This is a genomic window from Microbacterium sp. 77mftsu3.1, from assembly GCF_900100525.1.
Taxonomy (GTDB): domain Bacteria; phylum Actinomycetota; class Actinomycetes; order Actinomycetales; family Microbacteriaceae; genus Microbacterium; species Microbacterium aquilitoris.
Window position 1 is genome coordinate 591,082 of record NZ_FNCR01000001.1, and the last position, 12,713, is coordinate 603,794.

Below are 12,713 nucleotides of genomic sequence, written 5' to 3' on the forward strand. Positions count from 1 at the left end.
ATCTCACCTCGACATGGTAGAAGCTTTGTTCGAACGACTCAAGCCGTCTACGTCGAAGATACGCACGGGTTCCGACATCGCCCGCGCCCGCTTTCCCCACTCCGAACGAGCGGATGCCGAGCCTCAGTCCACCTGCTCACCCTGAACGGCGTCGAGAACGCTCTGCCACTCCTCGGCGTACGCACCGACGCCCGTCGCATCCGTCGCCATCGAGGCCAGGCCCGGCGCGAGTCGCTCGATGAGGCCCGGTCCGATGCGACCGGGTCCGAGCGCGCCGAGGTGGGCGCGCATACCCGCGGTATCGAAGACCGGGGTGTACGGCGTCCGTGACGGTGCCCCCTTCCGCGGCGTGAAGAGTCGGACGCTCTTGTGCGAGTAGAAGACGCAGGCGTCGATGCTGAGGTCCTCACCGGTCCTGGCCTCGATGAGCCGGCGCAGCGCGAAGGCCTGCCTTCGGACCTGCACGCGCGGAGCCACGGAGTGCTTCTCCGAGGTACCGCTCGGGTCCGGGTGCCGTGTGATCGAGAGCCCCGTTCCCTGATCCTCTCGCCGCACCTGGATGGCGAACTCGCCGTCCGAACCGGCGTCGATCAGCGCGCCGAACGCCGCGTGCACGGACGACGGAGCGACCCCGTCGAACACGACACCCTTCCAGTTCTTCGCCTCGATCACGATCACGCGGTCGTCCATGAGCAGCACATGATCGAGCTGCGTCACATATTTCGGCTGCTCCCGGCCACCCGTGGCGAAGACGATCCCCGAGAACAAGACGCCGTCCAGTCCGTGCGCCGACACCATCTCCAGGAGCTTCGCCCGACTCCCCACCTCCCACTTGAGGGACGCCGTGTAGGCCTGGTGGTAGCGAGCGACGAGAGCCTGGGATTCCTCCTTCTCCCGCCGTTCGGCCGCGACATCGGCGAGATGCGCTGCCGTACCCTCCTGCACGACCTGCTGCAGATGCATCTCCCACTGCTGGCGCTCGGCGGAAGCCGTCTCGGCGAGACCCGCCAATCGACGCGTGTGCCGGCGGTGCGAGAACACCACCCAGGTAGCCAAGCCCACCACGAGGAATCCCAGAATCAGGAGTATTACCACCGTCGTCGTATCCATGAAGCTCCTACGGGGCATCGGTCTCGATCGAGCCCTTCACGCTACGCGAGCGGTCTCCTGCGCAGGCGCACTCCCCACAACCCGCGTCAACGCGCAGACCGGATGCCGGGGCTCAGCCCGCGTCGCGGGCGAACGCTCCCGGCGCTACACCGAACCGGCGCCGGAACGCGCGCGCGAAGGTGTCCGGATCGCGGAAGCCGGCACCGTACGCCGCGGCGGCCACCGGCATCCCGTCGCGGAGCAGCCCCTGCGCGCTCCCGAGCCGGTACTCGCGGATCAGCGCCGCAGGGCTCTCCCCCTCGCGCCCCAGCACGGCCTGCGCCGTCCGCACGGACACGTGCGCATCCCGCGCGAGCACGTCGACGCAGAACTCCGGGTCGCGGTGCCGCGCGGCGATCTGCGCACGCAGAGCGGATGCCGACGGCACCCCGCGCATCGCCGGAACCTGCGCCTGCGGCTCGAACGACAGCAGTCGATGCTCGGGCAGGGGCAGTTCCGCCACCCGCCACGCGACGTCGAGCGGCCGTCCCGCGCGGGTGACGAACACCTCGTTGCCCCGCGGGTCACCGCCGTGATCTGCCGCGTGGACGATCGGGCACTCGTGCGCGGGGTAGGCGGAGCCGTCTGCGCGATGCCCGTGCAGCACCTCGTGGCTCGGACCTCCCACGACCCGGCGGGGATCGGAGTATCCGAGCAACCGCCCGGCGGCCTCGTTCAGGTGGGCGACGGCGCCACCGGGTCCGATGACCCACAGCGGCTGCGGGACGGCATCCACCACCGCCTGCATCCACCGCTCGATCGCCGCCATGGGCCCACGCTAGGCACCGAGGTTTGCCCTGGCGCGTCGCGCGCGTTTCGACCGTGTCACACGTGCGCACAACGACGGCATCCGTGCGCGTTCTTCCTGCCGCCTCACGCTCCGGGACTGGTCCGATGGAACGAACCGACGAGAGGACACGTCATGACGCTCCCCCAGATCATCAGCAAGCAGGCCGCCGGTGCCGCCATCGACGAGGTGCGACGCAAGAGCGGACTCTCGTGGGACGCGGTGAGCGAGCTCATCGGCCGTCCGCCGGTGTGGACCGCCGCGGCCGTTCTCGGGATGCACGCCCTCCCCCCGGCCGAAGCGGAGCGCCTCGGCGACGCCCTCGGACTCGACGCCGCGCTCGTCGACGCCCTCACCCGCCAGCCGAACCGCGCCGCCGAGGCAGATCTCTCTACCGACCCGACGATCTACCGCTTCCACGAACTCGTGCAGGTCTACGGGCCCGCGCTCAAAGCCCTCATCCACGACCGTTTCGGCGACGGCATCATGAGCGCGATCAACTGCAGCATCTCTCTCGACCGCGTCGCACACCCCGACGGGGACCGCGTCGTCATCACGATCGACGGCAAGTTCCTGCCCTACGCCTGGGTCGAGTCCGGCGTCTGACCTGGGCGCTACGCCGCGAGCGCCAGGTACGGCTCCCACGCCGGATCGGCGCGCTCGGTGCCGCGAACCCGCCAGCCGGCTCCGCGCGGGGGCTGCGGCATCCATCGCAGCTCCCAGTTCATCTCCTGCGGGGTGCGGTCGCCCTTTACGTTGTTGCAGCGCAGGCACGCCGCGACGAGGTTCTCCCACGAGTCGGCTCCGCCGCGCGACCGCGGCAGCACGTGATCGATCGTCGAGGCGCTCTTGCCGCAGTACGCGCACCGGTGACCGTCGCGGCGCAGGACGCCCCGGCGGGTGACCGGGACCCGCCGGCCGGCCGGGATCCGCACATAGCGCGTCAGCACGATGACGGCCGGACGGTCGTACACGTCGCGGGTCCCCCAGACGGGGTCCTCTTCGACGCGTTCGATGATGGTGGCTTTCTCGGTCATGACGAGCACGAGGGCTCGCTTGAACGAGATGACGGCCAGGGGTTCGTAACCTGCATTCAGCACCAGGGTGCGCATAGGGGTGTCCTCTCGAACGGCCGAGACGGCTTCACGGCCTTCCGTTTCGTCGACGCGGTGCGGGTCGAGAGGGGTGCGGGTACGAAAAAAGGCGCCGTCATGAAGACAGCGCCTTATTCGCACGACCGACGTCGTGGCAATCGTGCACACGATGCCGCAGCACATGCCGACCCAGCGCATTCCGGTTGCGAATGCGGGGTTGGATGTCCATACGGCTCCCCTCGGCTCGAACGAGCGTCGGGGTCAGGGTATTACACGCCGGGATGCCCCAGGGCGAACAACAGCAGAACGATGACTGTGTGTCTCGTCAGCCGGCGTTGGCCTGCAGCCAGGACTCGGCGTTCGTGTACCCGTTGTTGATGCGGATCTCGAGGTGGAGGTGGGTGCCGTTGGCGCGGCCGGTGGAACCGACCTGGCCGATGAGCTGGCCGACCGTGACCTTGTCGCCGACGGAGACGCGGCGTGTGCCCCAGTCCATGTGCGCGTAGAGCGAGGTGACCCGCACACCGCCGATGTTGTGGGCGATCTTGACGTACACGCCCCAGCCCGGCCCGGACTCGGACGATGCGACGACGGTGCCGTCGGCGACGGCGTAGATCGGCTCGCCGCGGCCGACCATGTAGTCGGTGCCCTTGTGGCCCGCGTAGGGCGTGCCGAAGTTGTCGAAGTGCGCGAGCGGACGGCGGACCGTGCCCGATCCCGGCGACACGAGCGGAACCGAGGACGAGAAGCTCGACGAGCTGCGCGACGACGATGACGAGGACGAGGCTGACGCGAGTCGGGCTGCGAGGGCGGCCTTGGCGGCCTTCTCTGCGGCCTCCTTCGCCTTCGCTGCCTCGATCTCCTCGGGAGTCGTGGCGGAGTACCCGCCGCGCGCGAGGGTCTCGGGGCTGCCTTCGGATGCGACGACGAGCGATTGTGCATCGTCGGCCGAGACCTGCTGCAGCGTGCGCGCTTCGGCGACGTCGCCCCGATCGGCGGCGGCGAACGCCGGGATCGCGACGGTCGCGACCATGCCGGCGACGGCGGCGACGGTCAGGAAGCTGCGGACGGGGTGAGGGCGCGGGGACGTCGAGCGGGTGGCGGGCGCCGTGGCGGCGACACGTTTGCTCAAGCGACCTTTGCGGGGGGCCGTCGATGCCTCAGAAATCTCGTTCGACGGGTGGAACTCTTCAGCCAAGCTGTCCTCCAGCGCCTCCGCATCCGCGGGTGAGGATGCTGGCTCGTCGGCACTCCGTGTCGGGCACGGATGTAGGGGACACCAGGCGAATGACGAGCCGGAGAGGCAACTCGCGAGGCGGTCCGTGGCGGGCTTCTCGCCTATGGACCCTCCGAGGCTACCGGAAGGTAACGAATAAGTCACGCTCCCGCTCTTGCGAGCGGCGCCGCGACGACGGCTCAGATCTCGCGCGCGTCGACGATGAAGATGTGCGAGGCGACCTCGACGGGGAGTTCGAGTGCCTCGTCGACGCCGTCCATCTCGACGAGGACGTACCCCTCGTTGAAGCGGAACGAGCCGGTGCGCCCGGGGACGACACCCGCGTCGCGCAGCTGCGTCAGGAGCTCGGGATCGACCTGCATCGGCTCCGCCAGACGACGGATGCTGCCCGTCACCGGCCCGCCGGCGTCGTTCAGCCGACGCACGAGGCCGACTACGCCGTTGTCGAACGCGTTGGCCGGAACGTCGCCCAGCTGGTCGAGGCCCGGAATGGGGTTGCCGTACGGGGACTCGGTCGGGTGGTCGAGGAGTTCGATGAGCCGACGCTCGACGAGCTCGCTCATGACGTGCTCCCAGCGGCACGCCTCTTCGTGGACGTACGCCCAGTCGAGGCCGATGACATCCGACAGCAGGCGCTCGGCGAGACGGTGCTTGCGCATGACGTCGACGGCCTTCTGCCGGCCCGGGTCGGTCAGCTCGAGCTTGCGATCCTCCGAGACGACGACGAGACCGTCGCGCTCCATACGGCCGATCGTCTGCGACACCGTGGGGCCGGAGTGGCCGAGGCGCTCGGAGATGCGCGCACGAAGGGGCGTGATGCCCTCTTCCTCGAGTTCGAGGATGGTGCGCAGATACATCTCGGTGGTGTCGATGAGGTCGGTCATGAAGGCCTTTTCGCGCGGGAGACAGTGCCTTCCCAGCCTATCCGGCATCCGGTCGCGGAGCGTCATGGAACCGGAGCCGTCGGGGCCTGCGCCTTAGACTTCTCGCCATGGCGACTGTGACCCTTCCCCGCGAGATCCTGCCCGTCGACGGACGATTCGGCTGCGGCCCGTCCAAGGTCCGTGCCGAGCAGCTCGAGGCGCTCGTCACCCAGGGGGCATCGCTCTTCGGCACCTCGCACCGCCAGGCACCCGTGAAGGACCTCGTCGGCCGCACCCGCTCCGGTCTCGCCGAGCTGTTCCGACTTCCCGAGGGGTACGAGATCATCCTCGGCAACGGCGGATCGACCGCGTTCTGGGATGCTGCGGCCTTCGGGCTCATCGAGAAGCGGGCGCAGAACCTCGTGTTCGGCGAGTTCGGCGGCAAGTTCGCCGCGGCTGCCGCCGCCCCCTGGCTCGAGGCCCCCGATGTGCGCCGCGCCGAGCCCGGCACGAGCGCGAAGCCCGAAGCCGTCGACGGCGTCGACGTCTACGCCTGGGCCCACAACGAGACCTCCACAGGTGTCGCGACGGCGATCTCGCGCGTCCACGGCGACCCGGGCGCCCTCACCGTGATCGACGCGACGAGCGCCGCCGGCGGCATCGACATCGACATCGCCGAGGCCGACGTCTACTACTTCGCGCCTCAGAAGAACCTCGGCTCCGACGGCGGCCTCTGGTACGCCGCGGTGTCGCCGGCCGCCATCGAGCGGATCGAACGCGTCGCGGCATCCGGTCGGTACATCCCCGAGTTTCTGAGCCTGAAGAACGCGCTCGACAACTCGCGCCTGCAGCAGACGCTCAACACCCCCGCCATCGCGACACTGCAGCTGCTCGACAGCCAGCTGCAGTGGATCAACGGCAACGGCGGCCTCGCCTGGGCGGGCGCCCGGACGGCGGAGTCCTCGGGCGCCCTGTACGAGTGGGCGGATGCCGCGTCCTTCGCGACCCCGTTCGTCGCCGACCCGGCCGACCGCTCCCCCGTCGTCGTCACGATCGACTTCGACGATTCGGTCGACGCGGCCGCCGTCGCGAAGAGCCTCCGCGCGAACGGCATCGTCGACACCGAGCCGTACCGCAAGCTCGGTCGCAACCAGCTGCGCGTCGCGACGTTCGTCTCGATCGAGCCCGACGACGTCCGTCAGCTCATCCGCGCCATCGACTACACGGTCGAGCACCTCGCCGATTGACCACGCACGACGAACGCGGCCCCGAGGAGTGATCCCCGGGGCCGCGTTCGTGTGAGAGCGGATGCCGCGCGTCAGTACTCGCGCAGCACCTCCGCATTCTCGTCGTCATCGTTCTCGTCGTCATCGTCATCGTCGTCGGATTCGTCCTCGTCGGACTCGTCGTCGTCCTCGTCGGACTCGTCATCGTCTTCCGACTCGTCGAGCTCGTCGATGTCGACGCCGTCGACGTCGCCGGCGTGAAGGATCGGAGAACCGTCGCTCTCGAAGTCGCCGGCATCGAGGTCCTCGCCGTCGGCGTCATCCTCGTCGGCGTCTTCGTCGTCGTCGTCCACGTCATCGTCGTCGTCCTCGTCGGACGTGTCTTCGCCCGACGCGGCCTGAGCCGCCTGGTACTCCGCGAGCCGCTCGGCCCACGGCAACCACTCGGGAGCGAGCAGCGCGCCGTCGCCGGGCATCAGCTCCACCTCGAGGACGGTCGGGTCGGATCCCTCGACGACGGCGACGCTCACCGTCCAGAACCAGCCGGGGTAACCAGCCATCCGGTTCGCGAAACGGAGCGAGACGACACCCCCGTCTTCGAGCTGATACCCCGCGGCATCGCCCACGGTCGCCTCGGGAGTCACCTCGAGAAGCGCCGCGCGCGCGAGGTCGTGCGCCTCGAACAGGCGCGGGTCGGTGGGGGCGGATGCCTCCGTCAGCTCGACAGGGGCGTCAGCCGACTCGACGGACGCGGTGTCCGGTTCTGCCGGTTCGGTCGATTCAGGCATCGAGGTCATCGGCGACCTTGCGGAGCACAGCGGCGACCTTCTTGCCGTGCGCGCCGCTCGGGTACCGCCCGTGGCGCAGATCGCCGCCGATGCCGTCGAGGAGCTTCACGAGGTCTTCGATGATGACGGCCATGTCGTCGGCGGGCTTGCGGTTGCGCTTGCTGAGGCTGACAGGGGCATCGAGCACCCGGACGGCGAGCGCCTGCAGACCACGGCGACCGTCGGCGACGCCGTACTCCAGCCGGGTGCCGGGCTTCATCGTCGTGGTGTCGGCGGGGAGCGCGGTCGCGTGCAGGAAAACGTCCTGACCGTCGTCGCCGGTGATGAAGCCGAATCCCTTCGCCTCGTCGTAGAACCTGACCTTGCCGGTGGGCATGTGTCGAACCTCGCTGCTCGAGCCCGCGTGCGGGCATGGAAAAGTGGGACCGTCTCAGCCCCACCCACCACCCTAAGCCACCGCGGCGAGCCGCTACTCTGATCGGATGAGCACTCCGCCCCCGGCCGGCGACCTTCCCGTCCGTCGCATAGACCGCATCCTGGCGTTCATGTCCTTGGGACTGCTGGTGCTCTCGGTCGTCTGCTTCTTCTCGATCATCATCGCGTCGGGTCCGGGTGGACTGGAGCAGGCCGACTTCGCCTCGGGCATCTGGCCCGTGGTGAGCCTCATCGTCTACGTCGCGCCGCCGGTCGCCTTCGCACTGCTGCTCGCGCTGCTGATCATGACCTTCGTGCGACGGGGACGGGCCAACAAGGGCCGTTGACGTGACAGCTTCCGATGCTCGTGCCCTCGCGACCCGCCTCGCGACGCTCGATCCGGATGCCCTCGCCGCGGTGTTCGATGCCCGCCGCATCGCCCCGAACACGTCGTGGACCGACTTCTTCGACGCGGCCGACGCGCTGCTCGACCCCGCGCACCTGAGCCGGGCTCTCGCCGACGTCTCCGACCTCGAGGCGGCCGCGCTCCGTGACGCCGTCGAGGCCGATGCGGCAGTGACCCCCGGTCTTCGCGCCGGTCTGGTCTCGCGCGCCCTCGCCGACGAGGAGGGCCGGCCCTACGCCGCCGTGGCTGCGGCCCTCGGCGGAGCCTCCCCCGTCGAGTCGCCGGTGATCTTCGAGGGCGGGCCCGAATCGGATGCCGCGAGCGCCGAGCGCGCCTTCGACGCCGTGGCCTCGCTCGCCGACATCCTCCACGTGGCCACCCGCACCCCGCTCGGCCGCATCGGCTCCGGCGCCCTCGGAGCCGGTGACCGACGACGACTGGTCGAGGCGGGAGCGGCGGCGACCTCCGACGCAGCCGACATCCTCGTCGCGATCGCCGCCGAGTCCGGCCTGCTCGCGGGGTCGGAACGCAACTGGAGCGTCACCGAATCGGGAACGGCGTGGCTCGGCATCCGCACCGTGGAGCGGTGGATCGAGGTCGCCCGTCGCCTGCGCGACCGTCTGCCCGCCGCGCTGCGGGACGCCTCGGGCGGATGGCGCGACCCGTCGCAGTGGCCCGGTGCGTACCCGTTCGATCCGGCCTGGCCCGATCGCGTCCGCCGCCTCGCCGCGATGCTCACGCAGTGGGCCGTGCTCACCCCGGCGGGCACGACGCCGCAGTGGGCCGCGGGTCTCGCGGCCGGGAAGGACGTCGATGTCGCCGCGCTCCGCTCCCTGCTGCCGCACGAGGTGGACAAGGTCTACCTGCAGAACGACCTGACGGCCATCGCCCCCGGCCCCCTCGAACCCCAGCTCGACCAGCGCCTGCGGACCACCGCCCGCCGCGAGTCCCGCGCGCAGGCGGCGACGTACCGCTTCACCGCCGACACGATCGGCGCGGCCTTCGCGGGCGGCGAGACCTCGGCATCCCTCACGGCGTTCCTCACCGAACTGTCGCTCACCGGCGTGCCCCAGCCGCTCGCCTACGAGATCGAGCGTGCGGCCGCCCGACACGGCACCCTGCGGGTCGGCGTCGACCGTCTCGGATACACCCGGGTCTCGGGCGACCGCGACCTGCTCGACGCCATCAACGTCGATCAGGCGCTGCGCCCCCTCGGACTCGTGACCGACGGCGACGACCTCGTCACCCGCACGAGCGCCGACACGACCTTCTGGATGCTCTCCGACGCGCGCTACCCCGTTCTGGCGGTGGATGCCGACGGTGCCCCGCGGGCTCCGGGCCGCAACGAGGTCACCGAGAGCGCGGCGCCGGAACCGACGGCATCCGATCGATACCGCCCGCTGATCGAGACCCTGCGCGCCAGCCTCTCCGACGACGCGGATGCCGCCTGGCTCGAACGCGAGCTCGACCAGGCCGTCCGCACGCGCGCGACGATCGAGATCACGGTCCGCATGCCCGACGGATCGAGCCGGGACGTCACCCTGGAGGCCGCGGGTCTCGGCGGTGGTCGCCTGCGCGGTCGCGACCGCGCCGCCGACGTCGAGCGGACTCTGCCGCTGTCGAGCATCGTCAGCGTCCGGCCGGTGTGACCGGCGGGCCGGTAGACTTGCCCGTTATGGCTGACGGCCCCCTCATCGTCCAGAGCGACCGAACCGTGCTGCTCGAAGTGGCGCATCCCGACGCGGAGAACGCGCGACACGAACTCGCGATCTTCGCCGAGCTGGAGCGCGCCCCCGAGCACATTCACACCTACCGCGTGACGCGGCTCGGGCTGTGGAACGCCCGCGCCGCCGGGCACGACGCTGAGGACATGCTCGCCACCCTCGAACGCTGGGCGAAGTTCCCCGTCCCGCCGTCGGTCTCGATCGACATCCGCGAGACCGTCGGCCGTTACGGCCGCCTCATCATTGAGCGCGATGACGAGGGGACGCTGATCCTCCGCTCCACCGACAAGCCGGTGCTCGCCGAGATCGCGCGGAACCGCCGCATCCAGCCCCTGCTGATCGCCCACCCAACACCCGATACGTACGTCATCGACGCGTGGGCGCGCGGTCAGATCAAGCAGGAACTGCTGAAGATCGGCTGGCCCGCCGAGGACCACGCCGGCTTCACCCCGGGCACCCCCCACGAGATCGAGCTGCACGAGGACGGCTGGTCGCTCCGCCCCTACCAGCGGAAGGCCGTCGACATCTTCAGCGAGGGCGGCTCCGGCGTCGTGGTTCTCCCCTGCGGCGCGGGCAAGACCCTCGTCGGCGCGGCGGCCATGGCAGACACGAAGACGACGACCCTCATCCTCGTGACGAACACGGTCAGCGCGCGCCAGTGGCGAGACGAGTTGCTCAAGCGCACCTCGCTCACCCCCGAGGAGATCGGCGAGTACTCCGGTCAGTCCAAGGAGGTCAAGCCGGTCACGATCGCGACCTACCAGATCCTCACGGCGAAGCGGAAAGGCGAGTACGCGCACCTCGCTCTCCTCGACGCGCTCGACTGGGGCCTCATCGTGTACGACGAGGTGCATCTGCTGCCCGCACCGGTGTTCAAGCTGACCGCCGACCTGCAGGCGCGGCGCCGCCTCGGCCTCACGGCGACCCTCGTGCGTGAGGACGGCCGTGAGGGCGATGTCTTCAGCCTCATCGGCCCCAAGCGTTTTGACGCCCCGTGGAAGGAGATCGAGGCGCAGGGCTTCATCTCCCCCGCCGTCTGCTACGAGGTGCGCATCGACCTGCCGGCATCCGACCGGCTCGAGTACGCGGCGTCGGCGGACGACGAGCGCTACCGCCTCGCGGCGACCGCGCACGCGAAGATCGACGTCGTCCGCGACCTGGTCGCCAAGCACGAGGGCGAGCAGATCCTCGTGATCGGCCAGTACCTCGACCAGATCGACATCCTCGCCGAAGAGCTCGGCGCGCCGAAGATCACGGGGTCCACTCCCGTCGATGAGCGCGAAGTGCTGTTCGACGAGTTCCGGCACGCACGCATCCCCGTGCTCGTCGTCTCGAAGGTCGCCAACTTCTCGATCGACCTACCCGACGCGTCGGTCGCGATCCAGGTCTCGGGATCGTTCGGGTCGCGACAGGAGGAGGCACAGCGCCTCGGCCGTCTGCTCCGCCCGAAGTCCAACGGGCACAAGGCGAGCTTCTACACGCTCATCGCACGCGACACCGTCGACCAGGACTTCGCGCAGAACCGCCAGCGGTTCCTCGCCGAGCAGGGGTACAGCTACACGATCCTCGACGCGGACAACCTGCTCGCCGCCTGACGAGCGTCAGTCGGACGAGGACGATCCGGACGAGCCGCCGTCCGATCCGCCGGTGCCCCCGGCGTCCGATCCCATCGACCCGGAGCCGCCGTCGGACGGCGACGGCGACGGGGAGTCGGGCGTCGGGGTCGCGTCGGGAGCGGGCGCGTACTCGCCCCACCGCGGCGCCTGGTGCGGCTGCAACGGCGGTCCGTCGTACGGCGCGGGCGTCGGTGTCGGATCGACGAGCGGCTGTCCATACACAGGGGGCTGCCCGTAGACCGGCGGCTGACCGTACACCGGCGGCTGCCCATACACCGGCGGCTGGCCGTAGACCGGCGGCTGGCCGTAGACAGGCGGCTGGCCGTACACCGGCGGGTATGCGTAGGCGGCGGGAACGTGCACCGGCTCCGGCGGCGGCGTGAGGCGCACGGTGCGGCGCCCGTCACCGCGGCGCCACAGCCACTCGACGACACCGACGAATGCGGCGATCATCACGGCGGAGGACACCAGGCTGACGATGCTCGTGTCGGTCGCCGCCGCATCGCTGAGCCCGAAGACCGAGAACCCGAAGGCGGCGAGGTTGTTCACGATGTGCAGGGCGATCGCCGCTTCGAGCCCGCCGGTCCGCCAGGTCAACCAGCCGGCGGCGATCGCGAACACCGCCACGCTCGCCTGCCCGGCCCAGTCGTAGATGTGCCCCAGGACGAACAGCGGGACGGGGAGCAGGATCGCCCATGCGGGGTGCTTCAACCACCGCCCGACCGTCTGCATGAGGTACCCGCGGAAGATGTACTCCTCGGCGGCCGCCTGGAAGGGCACCAGCAGGAGGACGACGAGAAGGGATGCCACGAACGCCGGGTTGTCCGCGGGCGCGACCACGTTGCCGCTCCCCTCCTCTGCCGGGAGCAGGAAGGACAGGGCCGAGATCACGATGTAGACGACCACCGCGGCACCCGCGCACAGGAGGAGCCACTTCCATCGGAGCCTTCCGGCGACCGAGGAGATGTAGCCGACCCGTCGACCGTTCACGACGAAGGACGACAGCAGGTAGATCGGCCACATCACCGCGAGCGACAGCAGGATGATGGCGAGTCCGATCGGGTCGCTGACGTCGATCGTGAGGAGCCGGTCCGTCAGCGCGAAGATGTCGACGGAGGGATCGGTGGCGAGGACGACCAGGCCGAAGACGAGACCGATGATGGTGCTGACGACGAGGTAGAGGACGACGCCCATGGCACCGGTCGCCAGCGGCGTCCACCACCCGCGGCGCTGCCGTGCGAACACCAGCCGATGGAAGGCGGCACCCGGACCGGTGACGTCGGCCGGCAGTGCCGGCGCGGGTCGGGGCGGAACGGGGGCGGGATGCGGGACGGTCACCGTTCCATCCTGTCTCACCGCGCGCGGGGATCGTACTCCGGAGCGACCCGGGAACGGAATGTCCAGCAAAC

General features: G+C 70.0%; 13 protein-coding genes. 5 read left to right on the plus strand and 8 right to left on the minus strand.

The annotated features are described in order from the left end of the window. Nucleotides 1-123: 123 nt before the first annotated feature. Together BLR68_RS03060 and BLR68_RS03065 are read right to left on the minus strand one after the other, a co-directional pair. On the minus strand, nt 124-1,110 hold the full coding sequence (locus BLR68_RS03060; protein WP_176770667.1) for a nuclease-related domain-containing protein: 987 nt from the start codon (nt 1,108-1,110) through the stop codon (nt 124-126). A 112-nt stretch (nt 1,111-1,222) separates the two neighbouring features. Then, nucleotides 1,223-1,918, minus strand: coding sequence for a helix-turn-helix transcriptional regulator (locus tag BLR68_RS03065; protein ID WP_018188566.1), 696 nt, complete (start codon nt 1,916-1,918; stop codon nt 1,223-1,225). 153 nt (nt 1,919-2,071) lie between these two features. On the opposite strand from BLR68_RS03065, the gene cynS reads away from it, so the two are divergent. Next, nucleotides 2,072-2,542, plus strand: coding sequence for a cyanase (gene cynS, locus BLR68_RS03070; protein ID WP_018188567.1), 471 nt, complete (start codon nt 2,072-2,074; stop codon nt 2,540-2,542). An 8-nt stretch (nt 2,543-2,550) separates the two neighbouring features. Here the strand turns inward: cynS and BLR68_RS03075 are convergent, their stop codons facing one another. The 3 genes from BLR68_RS03075 to BLR68_RS03085 form a co-directional block, all read right to left on the minus strand. Continuing rightward, nucleotides 2,551-3,048, minus strand: a complete 498-nt coding sequence (locus BLR68_RS03075; RefSeq protein ID WP_018188568.1) for an HNH endonuclease — start codon at nt 3,046-3,048, stop codon at nt 2,551-2,553. A 307-nt stretch (nt 3,049-3,355) separates the two neighbouring features. Further along, nucleotides 3,356-4,162 (minus strand): M23 family metallopeptidase, encoded by an 807-nt coding sequence (locus tag BLR68_RS03080; RefSeq protein ID WP_020096865.1) that lies wholly within the window; start codon nt 4,160-4,162, stop codon nt 3,356-3,358. Nucleotides 4,163-4,446: 284 nt separating this feature from the next. Further along, nucleotides 4,447-5,151: an iron-dependent transcriptional repressor DtxR gene (locus tag BLR68_RS03085; RefSeq protein ID WP_018188570.1), complete on the minus strand. Its 705-nt coding sequence runs from the start codon at nt 5,149-5,151 to the stop codon at nt 4,447-4,449. A gap of 107 nt (nt 5,152-5,258) precedes the next feature. On the opposite strand from BLR68_RS03085, the gene serC reads away from it, so the two are divergent. Further along, the gene (gene serC / locus BLR68_RS03090) at nt 5,259-6,377 is read left to right on the plus strand and encodes a phosphoserine transaminase (RefSeq protein ID WP_018188571.1); all 1,119 of its coding nucleotides are present in this window, start codon (nt 5,259-5,261) and stop codon (nt 6,375-6,377) included. A gap of 71 nt (nt 6,378-6,448) precedes the next feature. Here the strand turns inward: serC and BLR68_RS03095 are convergent, their stop codons facing one another. Beyond that, on the minus strand, nt 6,449-7,144 hold the full coding sequence (locus BLR68_RS03095) for a DUF3027 domain-containing protein (protein ID WP_018188572.1): 696 nt from the start codon (nt 7,142-7,144) through the stop codon (nt 6,449-6,451). Further along, the gene (locus BLR68_RS03100) at nt 7,137-7,520 is read right to left on the minus strand and encodes a cold-shock protein (RefSeq protein WP_018188573.1); all 384 of its coding nucleotides are present in this window, start codon (nt 7,518-7,520) and stop codon (nt 7,137-7,139) included. The genes BLR68_RS03095 and BLR68_RS03100 overlap by 8 nt, the downstream gene beginning before the upstream one ends. A gap of 106 nt (nt 7,521-7,626) precedes the next feature. Here BLR68_RS03100 and BLR68_RS03105 point away from each other — a divergent pair, with 106 nt between their 5' ends. The 3 genes from BLR68_RS03105 to BLR68_RS03115 are packed head-to-tail and all read left to right on the plus strand — an operon-like array spanning nt 7,627 to nt 11,283. Continuing rightward, on the plus strand, nt 7,627-7,905 hold the full coding sequence (locus tag BLR68_RS03105; protein WP_018188574.1) for a hypothetical protein: 279 nt from the start codon (nt 7,627-7,629) through the stop codon (nt 7,903-7,905). A gap of 1 nt (nt 7,906) precedes the next feature. Further along, nucleotides 7,907-9,613, plus strand: a complete 1,707-nt coding sequence (locus BLR68_RS03110; RefSeq protein WP_018188575.1) for a helicase-associated domain-containing protein — start codon at nt 7,907-7,909, stop codon at nt 9,611-9,613. 26 nt (nt 9,614-9,639) lie between these two features. After that, nucleotides 9,640-11,283, plus strand: a complete 1,644-nt coding sequence (locus BLR68_RS03115) for a DNA repair helicase XPB (RefSeq protein ID WP_018188576.1) — start codon at nt 9,640-9,642, stop codon at nt 11,281-11,283. Between the two features lie 6 nt (nt 11,284-11,289). Here the strand turns inward: BLR68_RS03115 and BLR68_RS03120 are convergent, their stop codons facing one another. Next, nucleotides 11,290-12,642: a CPBP family intramembrane glutamic endopeptidase gene (locus BLR68_RS03120; RefSeq protein WP_018188577.1), complete on the minus strand. Its 1,353-nt coding sequence runs from the start codon at nt 12,640-12,642 to the stop codon at nt 11,290-11,292. Nucleotides 12,643-12,713 lie beyond the last annotated feature (71 nt).